The organism is Methylobacterium sp. J-090, assembly GCF_022829345.1.
Lineage (GTDB): Bacteria > Pseudomonadota > Alphaproteobacteria > Rhizobiales > Beijerinckiaceae > Methylobacterium.
The window spans coordinates 54,818-71,018 of record NZ_JAKSXV010000098.1 but is presented as its reverse complement, the minus strand read 5'-3'; the positions used below and the strand labels follow the sequence as shown (position 1 = coordinate 71,018).

Here is a 16,201-nt window from a genome sequence, read left to right as displayed (position 1 = left end):
CCATGCCCGACAAGGGGACGGCATGCCCAGCCACGACGCCTACGACCCCGCCCTGATCCGCCGGGTCCTCACCGAGACCCAGCACATCGCCCTGGTCGGCGCCTCGGCCAACCCGGCCCGGCCGAGCCACCACGTCATGGCGTTCCTGCTCGGGCGCGGCTACCGCGTCACCCCGATCAATCCCGGGCTCACCGGCCGGACGCTTTTGGGTGTCCCCGTCCTCGCCCGCCTCGCCGACCTGCCCGAACCCGTCGACATGGTCGAGATCTTTCGCAGTTCCGACGCGGCCGGTGGGGTGGTGGACGAGGCGCTGGCCCTGCCGTGGCTGCCGCGCTTTCTCTGGATGCAGGTCGGCGTACGGAATGACGCCGCCGCCGCGCGGGCGGAGGCGAAGGGGTGCGTGGTGGTGATGGATCGGTGCCCGAAGATTGAGATGTTTCGGTAATTTGAGTTTGACTACGCCATGGATCGAGCTAAACGCTCGGCATAATCCCCAACTGCCAAGTCTAATCTTTTAAGAATGCTGTTGAAACTTGAGAAATCATATTTATCTGCATTCTCTTTTACGTGCTCGGCCAGCGCCTTTTTTCCATAATGTTTTTTTTCGTCAAAACCCTTCCCACCCAGGTGGAAGCTTTTGCCACCCAAAATTGCTTTCGACGCTTTTGGGTCAAGAAAATCTTCAATCATCGAGTTGTCGGTTTTGGAGGTAACAGGAGTAAAAATGACATACAAATTTTTTATATAATGGGTAAATTGAGCAGTCTTTATATCTCCAGCAATAATAGATTTGCCACGTAAAATCTGCATGATAGCATTGGCACCGCTGTCGTTGTCACCAAGTAGAATAACAGGCTTATCAGCCCATCGATCTTTCACGATTCTCATGTCGTTATCAAAATTTTGTAAGAAAGATTTTTGCTGATCGGACCCACCATTTAGCGCAGTGTAAGAAGTAACATGAGTCGTAATATTGAGCAATTGAACAGTTGCCTTATCATCGACGTGATTATATAAATTCTTGAAATTTGCACCAAATTTCTTTAGTGCAATTTTAAGATAAATATTATCAGTTTCTCCCTCACATATTATTAGTGTATTCTTATTGGAAAAAAATCTATCATAGTAGGTTAATCTTCGATATAAGAGCTCGGGGCCCACCATATCACGCGAATGCAGCAATGGTATATTAGACTTTCGCCTTGCATGACATATGTGGTTTACTTGCCCTATAAGCTGAGCGATTGTTACCTGCCGATCCGTAGTATGAATGCTGGCGGTTGAAGGATCTCGCTTAAACGCTACGCCCTCCTTAAACAGTCGATCTGACGCTGCCCGCGCCCATTTATACGTCGTTTTATTAACACTTACTTGTCTATTTACTACTAAGCCTGTCACCATCTGGCGTGTCCCGGCAACGCTCATGCGCGTCTTACCAAGATTTAGTCTGAAACCACTTTTGGTAATAATCTTTGTCGTACCCGATCCTACTACCCAGTATTTCTTTACCGAATCTAATAAAGCAATACTTTCCGGGAAATTATCCAAATTGGTCGAAAATGTAATATCATCAGCATACCGAGTATACCGACATTTATTTTCTTTCGCGAAAATTCGAAGCTTCGAGTCCAAGGGGCGGGCGATAAGATTTGAAATTACAGGAGAACAGGGACTTCCTTGCGGAAGAAAAGTTCCCCCTACATCGTTTCGATGACAGGATATATTTGCAATCAGATTTGCAACTTTGGGATTCAACAAAAAATCATTATTTTTTTCGAAGTAGCCGTAAACCCTTCCAAAATGAATTGAATGAAAAAAGTCTTCGAGATCAAGATTCATCACATAGTTTTTATTACGGTGAGGCCAAGCGTTCGAAAAAATTGAACGCTTTGGATGAAACCCATGGGATACAGGGTGCTTCACACCATTCCTAGTTTCGATTTCGCTCAAGCAAGACTGTAAAAGTTGAGCGAGTGACTTCTGTACGAACTTGATTTCTCTATGCGGAACATGGATTATCCTACTACCACCTGAGGATTTTCGGATTTCAAAAACCGTATAGCGGTTTGGAATAGGTATCCCATAGACTGCTCGGGTCAATTGGCGGAGTGGAACGCCAAGGGCCATAGCTAGCCCAAGCTTCCCTTGGGCATTTTTCAGCCGGTCTAACTGTCCGTTTGACATTGTGGGCTTGTAGGCACTCTCTATGCACAGGATGACAGTCGAAGGTCATCGAAGCCACGAGTCACGGAGGCGATGCCCCCGCCATTTATGTTACTTGCTACGAAACATAGCAACGAATCTGCCTACAAGCCCGTACAACGGATAGCCCTTTCAAGCGAGTAAGTCTATTACAAAACATATATCCCACTATCGAAACCATTTTTGTTGAGAGTTGGTAATAATTCTCGATATCTCACTTTTTTGGAGGAAAATGCCCCTCAAGATATAATTTACATCAGGCAGAATTTTTACAAGTATTATTGCACAAAAACAGTTTATTGACAAACTTTTTAATCTAACCGAGCATTATTTTATACTGACGTTGCCCGTCTCGTCCATCAACCAAACAGCTCCAAAACTAACCCCAGCCGCCACAGCTAAATAAAGCCCCACCCAACCCACACCACCCCACTCACTCAACCGCTGCGCCAGGTACGGCGCAGCGGACGCGCCCAAAATCCCCGCGAGGTTGTAGGTGACGGAGGCCCCGGTGTAGCGCACCCGCGTCGGGAACAGCTCGGGGAGCAAAGCCCCCATGGGCCCGAACAGCCAGCCCATGGCGAACAGGCCCAAACACAAAAAACCGAGGACGAGGCCGCCCTGGCCGCTGCCGAGCATGGGGCCCATGAGCAGGCCGAGGCTGGCCGTGAAGGCGAGGCCGGAGAGGAGGACGGGGCGGCGGCCGTAAGCATCGGCGGCCCAGCCGGAGAGCGGGATGCCCAAAGCCATGAACAGCACGGCGACGCACTCGAACAGCAGGAAGGTCGGCCGGGTGAAGCCCAGGGTCGAAACGCCGTAGCTGAGGGCGAACACGGTGGAGAGGTAGAACACCGCGTAGCAGGCCACCATGGCGAAGGTGCCGAGCAGGGTCGCGCGGAGGTACTTCGAAAAAATCACCGCGAGCGGCACGCGCTCGGGGGCGGCCTGTTCGAGGGCGGCCTTGAACACCGGGGTCTCGGTGAGCTTCAGGCGGACGTAGAGCCCGACGCCGACGAGGGCGGCGCTCGCCAGGAACGGGATGCGCCAGCCCCAGGCCTGAAAATCCTCGGGGCTGAGCGCCAGGGCCAAGCCCAAAAACCCCAGATTGGCGGTGATGAAGCCCACCGGCGCCCCGAGCTGCGGAAAAATGCCGTAGAGGGCACGGCGGCCCGGCGGCGCGTTCTCCACGGCGAGCAACGCCGCCCCGCCCCATTCGCCACCGAAGCCCAGGCCCTGGCCGAAGCGCAGGACGCACAGCGCCAGCGGCGCCCACCAGCCGGCGGTGGCGTAGGTCGGCAGGCAGCCGATGAGCACCGTCGACAGGCCCATGATCATCAGCGAGGCCACCAGGGTGGCTTTCCGCCCGACCCGGTCGCCAAAGTGCCCGAAGAACGCGGCGCCCAGCGGCCGGGCGATGAACGCAATGGAGAAGGTCGCGAACGCCGCCAGCGTCTGCACCGCCGGATCGCCGGGCGGAAAGAAGATCGGCCCGATCACCAGGGCGGCGGCGGTGGCGTAGACGTAGAAGTCGTAGAACTCGATCGCCGTGCCGACGAAGCTGGCGATGAGAATCCGCGCGGCGGAGACGGAGGGGGGCGGGCTGACGGGGCGCATGGCCGCCGCTGTAGCGAAGCTTTTCGGGGGTGCCTAGCGAGGAATGGAGGTGATCGACTCGGCCCCCGGCGGACGAACTTGCTCGATGACCGGTCGTTCCTGGCGCATCGGTCCGGGGACGGGGTTCGAAAGCCACGATGGGTCGACGCAGAGCCCGGCGGAGCTCTCTCTCCTTCCGGGCAGGGCGATCGCAGATGTCTCGCGACCGGCCCATTCTCCTTCTGGATGACGGCATGTCCCCAACACGCGAGCAGCACGGGTCCCCTCTCCTGGAAGGAGAGGGACAGGGTGAGGTGTGTGGGTTCTCCGAAGATGTCCCACACCTCACCCCAACCCTCTCCTTCCAGGAGAGGGAGCCTGTCGCGGTCATGCCAAGCGCTCTGACCTCCGTCCGAGTTTTGAGACAATTCAACTGAGATCCCCCTGCCTCAAGGGTGAGGGAACCCGCGCTGTCCGTGGGCGATCACCATGGGGCGGGGCAACACGCGCCCGGTCGGATCGCACCCCGAGACGATCACTCCTTCAGTGGATCATGCCCCCAGTTCATCAGCGACAGGCGCCAGGGCGAGTCCTTCACGGCGTCCTTGTCGTCGGGGCCGCCCTGCTTCAGGTGGCGCTTCACGTAAGCCACGACCTTGCGCATGTGGGCGTAGTCGTCCTCCGTGAGGTCGGCCTTCTTGGTGTGGAGCAGGTCGACGATGCGGCGGCCGGAGGCGTGGCCGGTGGATTCACCTTTGCCTTGCGCTTTCTGGCCGACGGCTTGGCTGTCATCGGTGGCGAGGAATTTTTCCAACGCGGAGGCGGTCATGTTCACGGCCGCCTTGAAGTCCGTCCACGTGGTCTCGTCGTCATGCTCGGCCATCGCGAAAACTCCCGGGTACGCGCGTCTGATGGTCATCACGCACACGCAGGGGGGCGGGTTCCGTGCCGGGGCCGTCCCGCGCTTGACCTCGGGCGCTCGTCCGCTACAAAGAACGGATGTTCGTTTAAGCGGAACAGGGCCAGGGGGCCCCTTCCGCTGACAACGGTGCCGGCGCTAGAACGGTGCCGATGTGGGCCCGCCGGCCCCTGGAGGATTCCATGACCGACCGCCTGCCCGGCTTCAACACCCTGGCGATCCACGCCGGCGCCGCCCCCGACAAGTCCACGGGCGCGCGGGCAACCCCGATCTACCAGACGGCGTCGTTCGTGTTCGACGACGTCGACCACGCCGCCTCGCTGTTCGGTCTCCAGGCCTTCGGCAACATCTATTCGCGCATCACCAACCCGACCAACGCCGTGCTGGAGGAGCGCATCGCGGCGCTGGAAGGCGGCACGGCGGCGGTGGCCGTCGCCTCGGGCCACGCCGCCGAGTTCCTGACCATGAACGCCCTGATGCAGCCGGGCGACGAGTTCATCGCGGCCGACAAGCTCTACGGCGGCTCGATCAACCAGTTCAATCACGCCTACAAGAACTTCGGCTGGAACGTGGTCTGGGCCGACACCGACGATCCGTCGTCGTTCGAGCGCGCCATCACGCCCCGCACCCGCGCGATCTTCTGCGAGTCCATCGCCAATCCGGGCGGCGTGATCACCGACATCGCGGCGCTCTCGGCCATCGCCAAGCGGCACAACATTCCGCTGGTCGTCGACAACACCATGGCGACGCCGTACCTCATCCGCCCGTTCGAGCACGGCGCCGACATCGTCGTGCACTCGGCGACGAAGTTCCTCGGGGGCCACGGCAATTCCATCGGCGGCCTCGTGGTCGATGGCGGCACGTTCAACTGGGCCGGCGACGACCGCTACCCGGCCCTGTCGCAGCCCCGGCCGGAATATGCCGGGATGGTGCTCTCCGAGACCTTCGGCAACTTCGCCTTCGCCATCGCGATCCGGGTGCTGGGCCTGCGCGACCTCGGGCCGGCGCTGGCCCCCTTCAACGCCTTCCTCATCCTCAACGGCATCGAGACTCTGCCGCTCCGGATGCAGCGCCACTGCGACAACGCGCTGGCGATCGCCACGCACCTCTCGCGCCATGCCGCCGTGGATTGGGTGAGCTATCCGGGCCTGGAGAGCGACCGCTACCACGGGCTCGCCCGGCGCTACGCGCCGCTGGGCTCCGGCGCCGTCTTCACCCTCGGCCTCAAGGGCGGCTACGAGGCCGGCGTCAAGCTGGTGTCGAACCTGCAGCTGTTCTCGCATCTGGCCAATATCGGCGACACCCGGTCCCTGGTGATCCACCCCGCCTCCACCACTCACCGCCAGCTCACCGATCCCCAGAAAATTTCGGCCGGCGCCGGACCGGAGGTGGTGCGCCTGTCCATCGGCCTCGAGGACCCGGCCGACCTGATCGAGGACCTCGATGCGGCGCTCTCGGCGTGATCCCGGCGCGCCGGAGCGATGGGCCGGCGCGCGCCGGGGCGTGGACCGGACGGGGCCTCGGCGCGTGAGGCCGCGCGCCGGCGCGCCGCGTCATACCCGCGCCGGTGAAACGATCCCGGTCCGGGGCCCGTTGTTGACGGCATGGATGGCGGGGAATAGGCCCCAACCACCCCGTTGCGCGAGATCGTCCGGCCGCCGATGACGCACTCCCCAGACCGCCCCGTCGTGCTCCTCGTCGAAGACGACGGCCTGCTCCTGATGGAGGCGGCCGATACCCTGTCGGATGCGGGCTTCGCCGTGGTGGAGGCGAGCCACGCCGACAAGGCCTTGACGGTGCTGGAGAATCGCGACGATGTCGGCGTCCTGATGACCGATGTCGACATGCCGCGCGGCTCCATGGACGGCTTCGCGCTGGCCCGCCTCGTGGCCCATCGCTGGCCCGACATCCCCGTCCTCGTCGTCTCCGGCATGGGCACGCCCGGCCCGCACGACATGCCGGACGGGGCCCGGTTCATCCCGAAGCCCTACGAACCCTCGACCCTCGTGCGGACCCTGCGCGCCTTCGTGCACCGGGCCGCCTAACTCCCTGTCAGACTTCGAGAAAAGGCCCCATGGCCACCGAGACCAGACCCCAGCGCTTCGCCACCGCCGCCATCCATGCCGGCGCGGCCCCCGACCCCGCCACGGGCGCCCGGGTGCAGCCGATCTACTTCACCAACGGCTTCGTCTTCGAGTCGACGGAGCAGGCGGCGGACATCTTCGCCATGCGCCGCACCGGCTTCTCGTACTCGCGCGGCTCGAACCCGACGGTGGCCGCCCTTGAGCGCCGCGTCGCCGCCCTGGAGGGGGCCACCTCCGCCGTGGCGGTCTCGTCCGGCCAGTCCGCTCTCCTGCTCATCCTGATGACGCTGATGAAGAGCGGGGACGCCTACGTCGTTTCCCCGCGCCTGTTCGGCGGCTCGCTCGGCCTCATCAACCGCCTCGACGGGCGCTACGACCTGAAGGCGCTCTACGCCAAGGGCCTCGACCCGGCCGATTTCGAGGCGGCGATCACGCCGGAGACGAAGGCCATCGTCTGCGAATCCATCGTCAATCCCTGTGCCACCGTGATGGATCTGGCCGGCATCGCCGCGGTCGCGCGGCGCCACAAGCTGCCGCTCATCGTCGACAACACCCTGGCCTCCCCGGCCCTGATCCGGCCCATCGAGCACGGTGCCGACATCGTCATGCACTCGACCTCGAAGTTCCTCGGCGGCTCCGGCCAGACCATCGGCGGCGTGATCTGCGACGCCGGAACGTTCGACTGGGCGGCGGCACCCGATCGCTACAACCTCATCGCCGAGCCGTGGGAGGATTACGACGGCCTCGTCATCACCGAGCGCTTCCCCGATTTCAGCTTCGCCGTGGCCTGCCGCTTGTTCGGCCTGCGCGAGCTCGGCCCCGGCCTCTCGCCCATGAACGCGTTCCTCACGCTCACGGGCATCGAGACCCTGCCGCTGCGCATGGCGCGCCACTGCGCCAATGCCAGGACGGTGGCGGGCTTTCTGAAGGACCATCCCGCCGTCGCGTGGGTGAGCTACCCTGCCCTACCCGGTCAGACCGGCGAGGCGCTGGCCGCGAAGTACGTTCCGGATGGGCCGGGCTCGATCTTCACCTTCGCCCTCAAGGGTGGCGAGCCGGCGGCGATCAAATTCATCATGGGCCTCAAGCTCATCTCGCACCTCGTCAACATCGGCGAGATCAAGTCCCTGGCGATCCATCCGGCGACGACGACGCACCGTCAGCTCCTGCCGCACGAGAAGGCCGCCGCCATGGTGGGACCGGAGACCGTGCGCCTCTCCATCGGCCTGGAGAACGCCGAGGACCTCATCGCCGACATCGCGCAGGCCCTGGCGCAGACCGGCTGAGGAGCCGCGCGGACGGGGACCCGCACGGTCAGGCGTCAGCCCGAACCGGAACATCGCCGGCATTCGACTGAGTCAGGAAGTTCGGCACCCGCCCTCCCGGCATCGGCCGGCCGTAGAGGTAGCCCTGGACGTGACTGCAGCCCTCCGCGAGGAGAAGTCGCGCCTGCGCTTCGGTCTCGACGCCCTCCGCCGTCACGTCGAGGGAGAGGCTGCGTCCGAGTCGCAGAACGGCGGTAACGATGGCGGCGTCGTCCGGGTCACGTTCGAGATCCTGCACGAAACTCCGGTCGATCTTGATCTCGTCCACCGGAAACCGCTTCAGGTGGGTCAACGAGGCGTAGCCTGTCCCGAAATCGTCCAAGGCGACGCGGATACCAGCGGCGTGCAGCGCGTCGAGGATAGGCCCGACCCGATCGCCGTTCCCGCCGAGCAGCACCGTTTCGGTGATCTCGACGCCGATCCGGTCGCGGGCGAGGCCGCCGGCGGCGATATCCGCCAGCAGGACCTCGGCGAGGTCGCCTTCCGCGAACTGCGCCGAGGACAGGTTGAGGAAGACCCGGCCCGGATCATGGCCGTGGTCGATCCAGCGGGCGACGTCGGAGATGATCTGTCGCCGCAGCACGCGACCGACCCCGATGCCGATCTCCGGATCGTCGAAGACGGCGGCGAAGGCGGCGGGCGTGAGCAGACCGCGGGTCGGATGCTGCCAGCGCGCCAGGGCCTCGAAGCCGACGACCTCACCCGTCGCGAGCTTCACCTTGGGCTGATAGAACGGGACCAATCCGCCCTCCTCGAGGGTCACGCGCATCTCTCGGATGAGGGCGACGCGGTCCTCGATGGTCGCGCGAAGGCTGGGTACGAAACGGGTCGCGCGATTCCGCCCCGCTTCCTTCGCCGCATAGAGGGCGAGATCCGCATCGGTGAACAAATCCGCCGGACTGTCGGCGTCGTCGGGATAGACGGCGATGCCGAGACTGGCGCGCGGGGCGACGATGCGGCCGCCGATGGCGGTGGACGGACGCAGGGCATCGAGAATCACCTCGCACATCGTGTCGAGGTCGCGCGCTTCCGTCTCGCCCGCCGGGCCGCACGGTGCGATGACAACGAACTCGTCGCCGCCCAGGCGTGCCACCAGGTCGCCCGGTTCCGTCACGCCGTTCAGCCGCCGGGCGACTTCCTTCAGAAGGGTGTCGCCAGCATCGTGGCCGAGGGTGTCGTTGACCTCCTTGAAGGCGTCGAGGTCGATGAGGATCAGTCCGACCTTGGCACCTTCGACACGGGCGTGCGCAAGGGCGTTGTCGAGGGTTGCCTGGAACAGGGCGCGATTGGGCAGCCCGGTGAGAACGTCGTGGTTGGCCGCGATCCGGATGCTCTCTTCCACCGCCTTGCGACTGGTGATGTCGACGAGGCTGGAGACGACGCACGGTACCCCGGCGGCATGGACCGTCTCCATCGACAGCAGAATGTCGCGTCGGGCTCCGGTGAGGGTGGTGATGCTCGTTTCCTGATCGCGGGTCGATCCGTGGGCATCGAGAAGTCCCTGGAGACGCCGTCGCTCGGGCGAAGCGACCACGTCAGGTGTCGAGTAGCGGACGATGCTCGCCCGATCCGGAATCCCGAAAAAGGCCAGGCCGGCATCGTTGACGTTCACGAACCGACCGTCCGATTGGCGGGACACTACGATCGGTACGGGCACGGCCCGGAACATCGTCTCGAACAGCCGGCGGCTATCGGCGAGCTCCTCATTGGCACGCTGCGCCGCCCGAACCGCCGTCCATTCCAGTCGCCGCAAGCGATTCCAGCGAACGACGAAGAGGAGAATCGGCACGTTCGACATGGCGGTCGCCAACACGATTCCCAGCGCCGTCGAGGGAACCGGCGCCGGGAGCAGGTAACCGCAGAGCAGCACCACCGTGCAGAAGTTGCCTGAGATCACCGTCCAGCGGAAGCTCGTCGGTACCACGAGCATGTAGACCGCAGGCAGCATCAGCAGGACGAACAGCGCGATGTCCGAGCGGGTCGAGCACAGATAGCCCACCGCAACGGCGCTGATGAACTGCCATCCAATCATCACCCGCTGAAGGGCGGAAAATTCAACGACGTTCCGCACAGCCCGGTATGCAATGCAGGAGGCGATGATGACGGAGAGGCGTGCGGCGATCGCCGGCAGAAAATGCGCCTGTCCATAAAAGCGCGCATCGCTGAACAGGAACAGGCCGTTCAGCACGACGGCGAAGAGGAAGATCAGCCGGGTGTGCCGGATCGTCTCCGGCAGCCGCTCGGCCTGGAAGGCGGCTTCGCGCTCGGGGACGGCGAACTCGCCGCCGATGGGGTGGAGACGGTTGCTCGGCATGACCCCCCACCCTATGCACGAAAAAGCTGGCCTAGAGCTTAAGAGGCGCTCCGGTCACCGCGAGGGGGCCGCCGAAGTGCGCGCAAGGCGCCGCGCAGGGTGCGCACGTCCTGCTCCGTCATCGCCATGCGGTGGAGCATGTCCCGCATGTTGCGGGCGATGATCTCGCGCTTCTCGGGAGGATAGAAGCCGGCCGTCGCCAAGCTGTCCTCCAGCGTCCCGACGAGGGCGGCCATGGCTTCGCGGGTCGCGGGCGGCGACAGCATCTCGCCGGAGAACGGCAGACGCGCGAGTCCCGCCGCACGGCGCCACTCGTATCCAACGAGGAGAACCCCCTGCGCGAGATTTAGGGAGGGGAACTCCTCCGTCACCGGGAAGGTCACGATGGCGTCGGCAAGCGACACCTCGTCGTTGCTCAGGCCGGCCCGCTCGCGGCCGAACAGGATACCGACCCTCTGACCGTCCCGGGCGACGACGCCGCGCATGGCGTCGTCGGGGGCCATCACGCGCTTCATCTGGCCGCGCTCGCGTGCCGTCGTCGCCAGAACGTAGTGGAGGTCGGCAATGGCCTGTGGGACGGTGTCGAACAAGGCTGCACCGTCGAGCACATGGGTTGCGCCCGAGGCCGCCTCGCGCACGCCCTTCTTGGGCCAGCCGTTCTTCGGCGCCACGAGTCGGAGTTCGACCAGCCCGAAATTGGCCATGGCGCGCGCAACCATGCCGATATTCTCGGCCAGCTGCGGCTCGACCAGGACGACGACGGGCGCGGACGGCATAGACCGCGACGGGATTGAGCCGCAGTCCATGGGCCTAGATCTTTCCGTCGAGGCCCATCTGATAATACTTATGGATGATCTTGTCCTGGTTCTCCAGGAGCCAGTCGATGGACGGCTCGTTGGTCATCGCCTTGCGGATGGCCTCGGTCATGCCCTTACGCTGGATCTCGAACAGAGCCTTGTGGTCCACGGTCTCGGCCTCGATCACACCGGGGCTGAGCCAGACCGAGCAGATGATGCCGAGGTCGTTGGCTTTCTCCTTGGGGATGTAGCCCAGACGCACGGCATCGAGCACGCCGTTGGCAATGGCGAACTGCACGGTGCCCATGAGGATCGACGTGTACTTGGACTCGGTCACGCTGACCTTGGAGACGCACAGGGTCACCGGGCGGACCATGATGTCGGTGTTGAGCAGGGCGAAGACGCGGCTGTGGCCGACGACCTGATCGCCCGTCAGGGTGGCGAGCGCGGTGCCGACGGGTCCGTCGAGCTCACCGATGATAACCTCCGGCTCGGCGGCCGTGTTGGGCGGGCCGCCCGCGACCAGGGCCTCCCCGGCCCGTAGGATGATGCGTTCGCTCATGGCTTTTCAGTTCCGTCCCGATGTGTGTTGGGAGCCAGATCCCCCCTCTCGCGGAGAATGTCCAGAGGCAGGGTCTCCCTGACAGATGCCGCGCCCTGTCACGGCGTGAAGGGCCTCGTCCGCCTTCCGTCGCTTCGATGCCCGCGCTATGACCCGCCCGCGGGGCCGCACGGCATTTGCATGGGACCCCCCTCGGGATTTTTGCGGAAGGCCTGACACGCGATGGATAAGATCAAGGTAGCCAAGCCCGTCGTCGAACTCGACGGCGACGAGATGACCCGGATCATCTGGAGCGAGATCAAGACCAAGCTCATCCACCCCTATCTCGACCTCGACCTCGAATATTACGACCTCGGCGTCGAGCACCGCGATGCCACGGGCGACCGGGTGACCGTCGAGGCCGCCGAAGCGATCAAGCGCCACGGCGTCGGCGTGAAGTGCGCCACCATCACTCCCGACGAGCAGCGGGTGAAGGAGTTCGGTCTCAAGGAGATGTGGAAGTCGCCCAACGGCACGATCCGCAACATCCTCGGCGGTGTGATCTTCCGCGAGCCGATCATCTGCAAGAACGTGCCCCGCCTCGTGCCGGGCTGGACCCAGCCCATCGTCGTCGGCCGTCATGCCTACGGCGACCAATACAAGGCGACCGACTTCAAGGTACCGGGCAAGGGACGCCTGACCATCAAGTTCGAAGGCGAGGACGGCACGGTCATCGAGCGGGAGGTGTTCAACTTCCCCTCCCCCGGCGTCGCCCAGGCGATGTACAACCTCGACGACTCGATCCGCGACTTCGCCCGCGCCTCGATGAACTACGGCCTCAACCGCAAGTACCCGGTCTACCTCTCGACGAAGAACACCATCCTCAAGGCCTATGACGGCCGGTTCAAGGACCTGTTCGAGGAGGTGTTCCAGAACGAGTTCAAGGCCAAGTTCGACGCCGCCGGCATCACCTACGAGCACCGCCTCATCGACGACATGGTGGCCTCGGCCCTCAAGTGGTCGGGCGGCTACGTCTGGGCGTGCAAGAACTACGACGGCGACGTGCAGTCCGACACCGTGGCGCAGGGTTTCGGGTCGCTGGGCCTGATGACCTCCGTGCTCCTCACCCCCGATGGCCAGACCGTCGAGGCCGAGGCAGCCCACGGCACGGTGACCCGCCATTACCGCGAGCACCAGAAGGGCAAGGAGACCTCGACCAACTCCATCGCGTCGATCTTCGCGTGGTCGCGCGGCCTCGCCCACCGGGCCAAGCTCGACGGCAACGCGGATCTGGCCAAGTTCGCCACCACCCTCGAGACGGTCTGCGTCGATACCGTCGAGGCCGGCTTCATGACCAAAGACCTCGCCCTCCTCGTCGGCCCCGATCAGAAGTGGCTCTCGACCACGGGCTTCCTCGACAAGGTCGACCAGCACCTCAAGGCCGCCATGGCCTGAAGGCCCGCGGGCGCGGCCTCGTCCTAGACGGGGCCGCGTCTCATGCTTTGGCGGCGTTGCGCTTGCGCGTCGCGGCGGCATTCTTCGCCGAAGCCGAACGCTGTTCGGGCGTGCGCGCGGCGGACGCCTTGCCGCCAGTTTCACCGCCCTTGTGCGCTGCCGGATGACCGGTGGATCGGCCCCGGCCCGAACCGCCGGGCTTCTTTCCGCCGCCATCGTCCCTGTTGACCGTGGCCCAGGCGCGGGCCTCGGCTTCCTTCTCCGGCACGCCGCGCGCCTCGTAGGATTCGGCGATGTGGTCGACCTTGCGCGCCTGCTTGTCGGTGTAGCGCGACTTGTCACCCTGCGGCATGATCGAGTCCTCGTTGGGTCCTGCCCCTCAATCAACTCCCATCGACACAACCAAGATATCCATTCGTCGACCACTCCAGCGCGCGTCGGCGTTCCGTGGTTCGTAGGTGCATGCGGGCGGCGCCGATCCCGGCACCGCCCCGGACGCGATCAATCCCTGCGGGCGCCGAAACGGACGCTATCGATGTTGGCGCGTTCGAACGCCTGCATCACATGTTGGTAGGAGCGCTCCATCTCGGTCACCTCACTGCCTTCGACCTCCTCGGGCTTGAGGACGAACATCAGCATCGAGCGGCCCGTGACGTCGTAGCGCTCGCCCACGGGCACGCTCACGACATCCTGGCTATCGGGCAGGTTGGTGTCGAGGAGGCGGGTCCAGGCCGACGCACCGACGGTGGCCGGCAGGGTGAACGATACGAGATCGTGGTAGGCATTGTAGAGCAGGAGCAGGGTGGCATCGCCGCCCCGACGCTGGATACCGGAGACCTGGGCCCGGCCGTCGAGAACCACGGCGAGCGACCGGGCATCCCCCTGAGTCCAGTTCTCGGGCGTCATCTCGGTGCCGAGGGGAGTCAGCCACGTGACGTCGCGGACCCCGAGTTCCTCGTCGAACTCGCCGGTGAGGAAGCGTCCGCGCGTCAGTATCGGAAGGGACTCGCGGAGAATCATCAGGCGCTGGGTGAACTCGGTCAGATCGCGTTCCTCAGGACCGATGGCGCCCCAGTCGAGCCAGGAGATCTCGTTGTCCTGACAATAGGCGTTGTTGTTGCCGTTCTGAGTCCGGGCGAACTCATCACCCGCGAGCAGCATCGGCGTGCCGCGCGACAGGAACAGGGTCGCCAGCATGTTGCGCATCTGCCGGAGACGCACGGCCCGGATCTCGGGATCCTCCGTCGGGCCCTCGACGCCGTAATTGTTCGAGAGGTTGTGCGAGTGGCCGTCGCGATTGTTCTCGCCGTTGGCCATGTTGTGCTTCTCGTTGTACGACACGGTATCGTTCAACGTGAAGCCGTCATGGGCGGTGAGGAAATTCACCGACGCCCATGGCTTGCGCCCGCGCTTGTTGAATTTGTCGGCCGAGCCCGTGAGGCGTGAGGCCAGCGACGGAAGCAGGCCCTCGTCGCCGCGCCAGAACCCGCGGACGTCGTCGCGGTAGCGGTCGTTCCACTCGGCCCAGCCCGGTGGGAAGCCGCCGACCTGATAGCCGCCCGGCCCGCAATCCCACGGCTCGGCGATGAGCTTGACCGAGTTGAGCACCGGGTCCTGGCGGCAGGTATCGAGGAAGCCGCCGCCCTCGTCGAAGCCGTGCGGCTCGCGGCCGAGGATCGTGGCGAGATCGAACCGGAAGCCATCAACCCGCATCTCGGTGGCCCAGTAGCGCAGGGAATCCGTGACGAGCTGCAGCACGCGCGGATGCGACAGGTTGAAGGTGTTCCCCGTGCCCGTATCGTTGATGTAGTAGCGCGGCTCTTTCGGCATCAGGCGGTAGTACGAGGCATTGTCGACGCCCTTGTACGAGAGAGTCGGCCCCTTTTCGTTGCCCTCGGCCGTGTGATTGTAGACCACGTCGAGGATCACCTCGAGGCCGCCGCCGTGCATGCGCGCGACCATCTCCTTGAACTCTGAGAAGGCGAAGTCCGGCACCGCCGCGTAGCGCCGGGCGGGGGTGAAGAACGAGATCGTGTTGTAGCCCCAGTAGTTCACCAAATCCTTTTCCTGCAGGTAGTCGTCCTGCACGAAGGCGTGGACCGGCAGCAGTTCCACCGAGGTGACGCCGAGGCTCTTGATGTAGTCGAGGACGGCCGGTGTCCCGAGGCCCGCATAGGTTCCGCGCAGCTTCTCTGGCACGGCCGGATGCAGCTTGGTGAAGCCCTTCACGTGGGTCTCGTAGAAGATCGTCTTCTCCCACGGCACGTGGGGCTTGCGGTCACGACCCCAGGTGAACGCCGGGTCGATGACGCGGCTGCGTCGGGTGAACGGAGCCGAATCGCGCTCGTCGAAGGTCAGGTCGTCGCCCGTCTCCATCTGGTAGCCGAACAGGGCCGGGTTCCAGGTGATGGAGCCGACGAGGCCCTTGGCGTAGGGATCGATGAGCAGCTTGTTGGGGTTGAAGCGGTGGCCGGCCTTCGGCTCGTAGGGACCGTGCACCCGGTAGCCGTAGATGGTGCCGGGGCGCGCGTCCGGCAGGTAGCCGTGCCAGATCTCGTCGGTGTACTCGGGCAACTCGATGCGCTCGAGCTCCTGCTCGCCGGCATCGTCGAACAGGCAGAGTTCGACCTTCGTGGCATGGGCAGAGAACAGGGCGAAGTTGACGCCGAGCCCGTCCCAGTTGGCGCCGAGCGGATAGGGCGAGCCTTCCTTGATGCGCGATCGCCGCATGGAACCCTGCGCGGACGCCCTGCCGGTCTGAGAAAAATCGTCTGCCATAACTGCTCCAGGGACAGTGCCGGGCCCGGTGTGGCGCGAACACCGGGCGCCACGGCACGCCAAAACCGGAACGGCAACGCTTACGCTTGGGTCGAAGGTCCCCACGGAAGAAAACTTTTTGCGGCGCGAAACGTTTCGGTCCCCGTTTGCGGAGACCCAAGACACGACACGGACCGCCTTTGCGTGGCACGAT

General features: G+C 63.8%; 13 protein-coding genes. 5 read left to right on the top strand and 8 right to left on the bottom strand.

Features of this window, described 5'->3' with window-relative positions:
* Window positions 1-22: 22 nt before the first annotated feature.
* Window positions 23-445 carry a CoA-binding protein gene (locus tag MKK49_RS19850; protein ID WP_409565110.1) on the top strand — a complete coding sequence of 141 codons (423 nt, stop codon included), beginning with the start codon at window positions 23-25 and terminating at the stop codon, window positions 443-445.
* 11 nt (window positions 446-456) lie between these two features.
* Here the strand turns inward: MKK49_RS19850 and MKK49_RS19845 are convergent, their stop codons facing one another.
* The 3 genes from MKK49_RS19845 to MKK49_RS19835 form a co-directional block, all read right to left on the bottom strand.
* Window positions 457-2,184, bottom strand: coding sequence for a retron Ec67 family RNA-directed DNA polymerase/endonuclease (locus tag MKK49_RS19845; RefSeq protein ID WP_244031498.1), 1,728 nt, complete (start codon window positions 2,182-2,184; stop codon window positions 457-459).
* 345 nt (window positions 2,185-2,529) lie between these two features.
* Entirely contained in the window at window positions 2,530-3,816 is a 1,287-nt protein-coding gene (locus MKK49_RS19840; RefSeq protein ID WP_244031496.1) for an MFS transporter, read from the bottom strand.
* 514 nt (window positions 3,817-4,330) lie between these two features.
* A complete protein-coding gene (locus tag MKK49_RS19835; protein WP_244031495.1) occupies window positions 4,331-4,678 on the bottom strand; it encodes a DUF3140 domain-containing protein in 348 nt (115 codons plus the stop codon).
* 218 nt (window positions 4,679-4,896) lie between these two features.
* Here MKK49_RS19835 and MKK49_RS19830 point away from each other — a divergent pair, with 218 nt between their 5' ends.
* From MKK49_RS19830 to MKK49_RS19820, 3 genes are all read left to right on the top strand, one after another.
* On the top strand, window positions 4,897-6,177 hold the full coding sequence (locus tag MKK49_RS19830) for an O-acetylhomoserine aminocarboxypropyltransferase (RefSeq protein WP_244031494.1): 1,281 nt from the start codon (window positions 4,897-4,899) through the stop codon (window positions 6,175-6,177).
* Between the two features lie 198 nt (window positions 6,178-6,375).
* Window positions 6,376-6,759, top strand: a complete 384-nt coding sequence (locus MKK49_RS19825) for a response regulator (RefSeq protein ID WP_244031493.1) — start codon at window positions 6,376-6,378, stop codon at window positions 6,757-6,759.
* Window positions 6,760-6,788: 29 nt separating this feature from the next.
* A complete protein-coding gene (locus MKK49_RS19820; RefSeq protein ID WP_244031492.1) occupies window positions 6,789-8,084 on the top strand; it encodes an O-acetylhomoserine aminocarboxypropyltransferase/cysteine synthase family protein in 1,296 nt (431 codons plus the stop codon).
* 28 nt (window positions 8,085-8,112) lie between these two features.
* Here the strand turns inward: MKK49_RS19820 and MKK49_RS19815 are convergent, their stop codons facing one another.
* Genes MKK49_RS19815 through MKK49_RS19805 form a run of 3 tightly spaced genes read right to left on the bottom strand, consistent with a single transcriptional unit; the run spans window position 8,113 to window position 11,796 of the window.
* Entirely contained in the window at window positions 8,113-10,437 is a 2,325-nt protein-coding gene (locus MKK49_RS19815) for a putative bifunctional diguanylate cyclase/phosphodiesterase (protein WP_244031491.1), read from the bottom strand.
* 38 nt (window positions 10,438-10,475) lie between these two features.
* The gene (locus tag MKK49_RS19810) at window positions 10,476-11,213 is read right to left on the bottom strand and encodes an RNA methyltransferase (RefSeq protein ID WP_244031490.1); all 738 of its coding nucleotides are present in this window, start codon (window positions 11,211-11,213) and stop codon (window positions 10,476-10,478) included.
* A 34-nt stretch (window positions 11,214-11,247) separates the two neighbouring features.
* Window positions 11,248-11,796 carry a formaldehyde-activating enzyme gene (locus tag MKK49_RS19805; RefSeq protein ID WP_244031489.1) on the bottom strand — a complete coding sequence of 183 codons (549 nt, stop codon included), beginning with the start codon at window positions 11,794-11,796 and terminating at the stop codon, window positions 11,248-11,250.
* 222 nt (window positions 11,797-12,018) lie between these two features.
* On the opposite strand from MKK49_RS19805, the gene MKK49_RS19800 reads away from it, so the two are divergent.
* Complete coding sequence (locus MKK49_RS19800) at window positions 12,019-13,230, top strand: NADP-dependent isocitrate dehydrogenase (protein WP_244031488.1); 1,212 nt, start codon at window positions 12,019-12,021, stop codon at window positions 13,228-13,230.
* 40 nt (window positions 13,231-13,270) lie between these two features.
* Here MKK49_RS19800 and MKK49_RS19795 read toward each other — a convergent pair whose 3' ends face one another.
* Window positions 13,271-13,582, bottom strand: a complete 312-nt coding sequence (locus MKK49_RS19795) for a plasmid stabilization protein (RefSeq protein WP_244031487.1) — start codon at window positions 13,580-13,582, stop codon at window positions 13,271-13,273.
* A 149-nt stretch (window positions 13,583-13,731) separates the two neighbouring features.
* Window positions 13,732-15,960 (bottom strand): glycogen debranching protein GlgX, encoded by a 2,229-nt coding sequence (glgX, locus tag MKK49_RS19790; RefSeq protein WP_244031486.1) that lies wholly within the window; start codon window positions 15,958-15,960, stop codon window positions 13,732-13,734.
* Window positions 15,961-16,201: the final 241 nt, after the last annotated feature.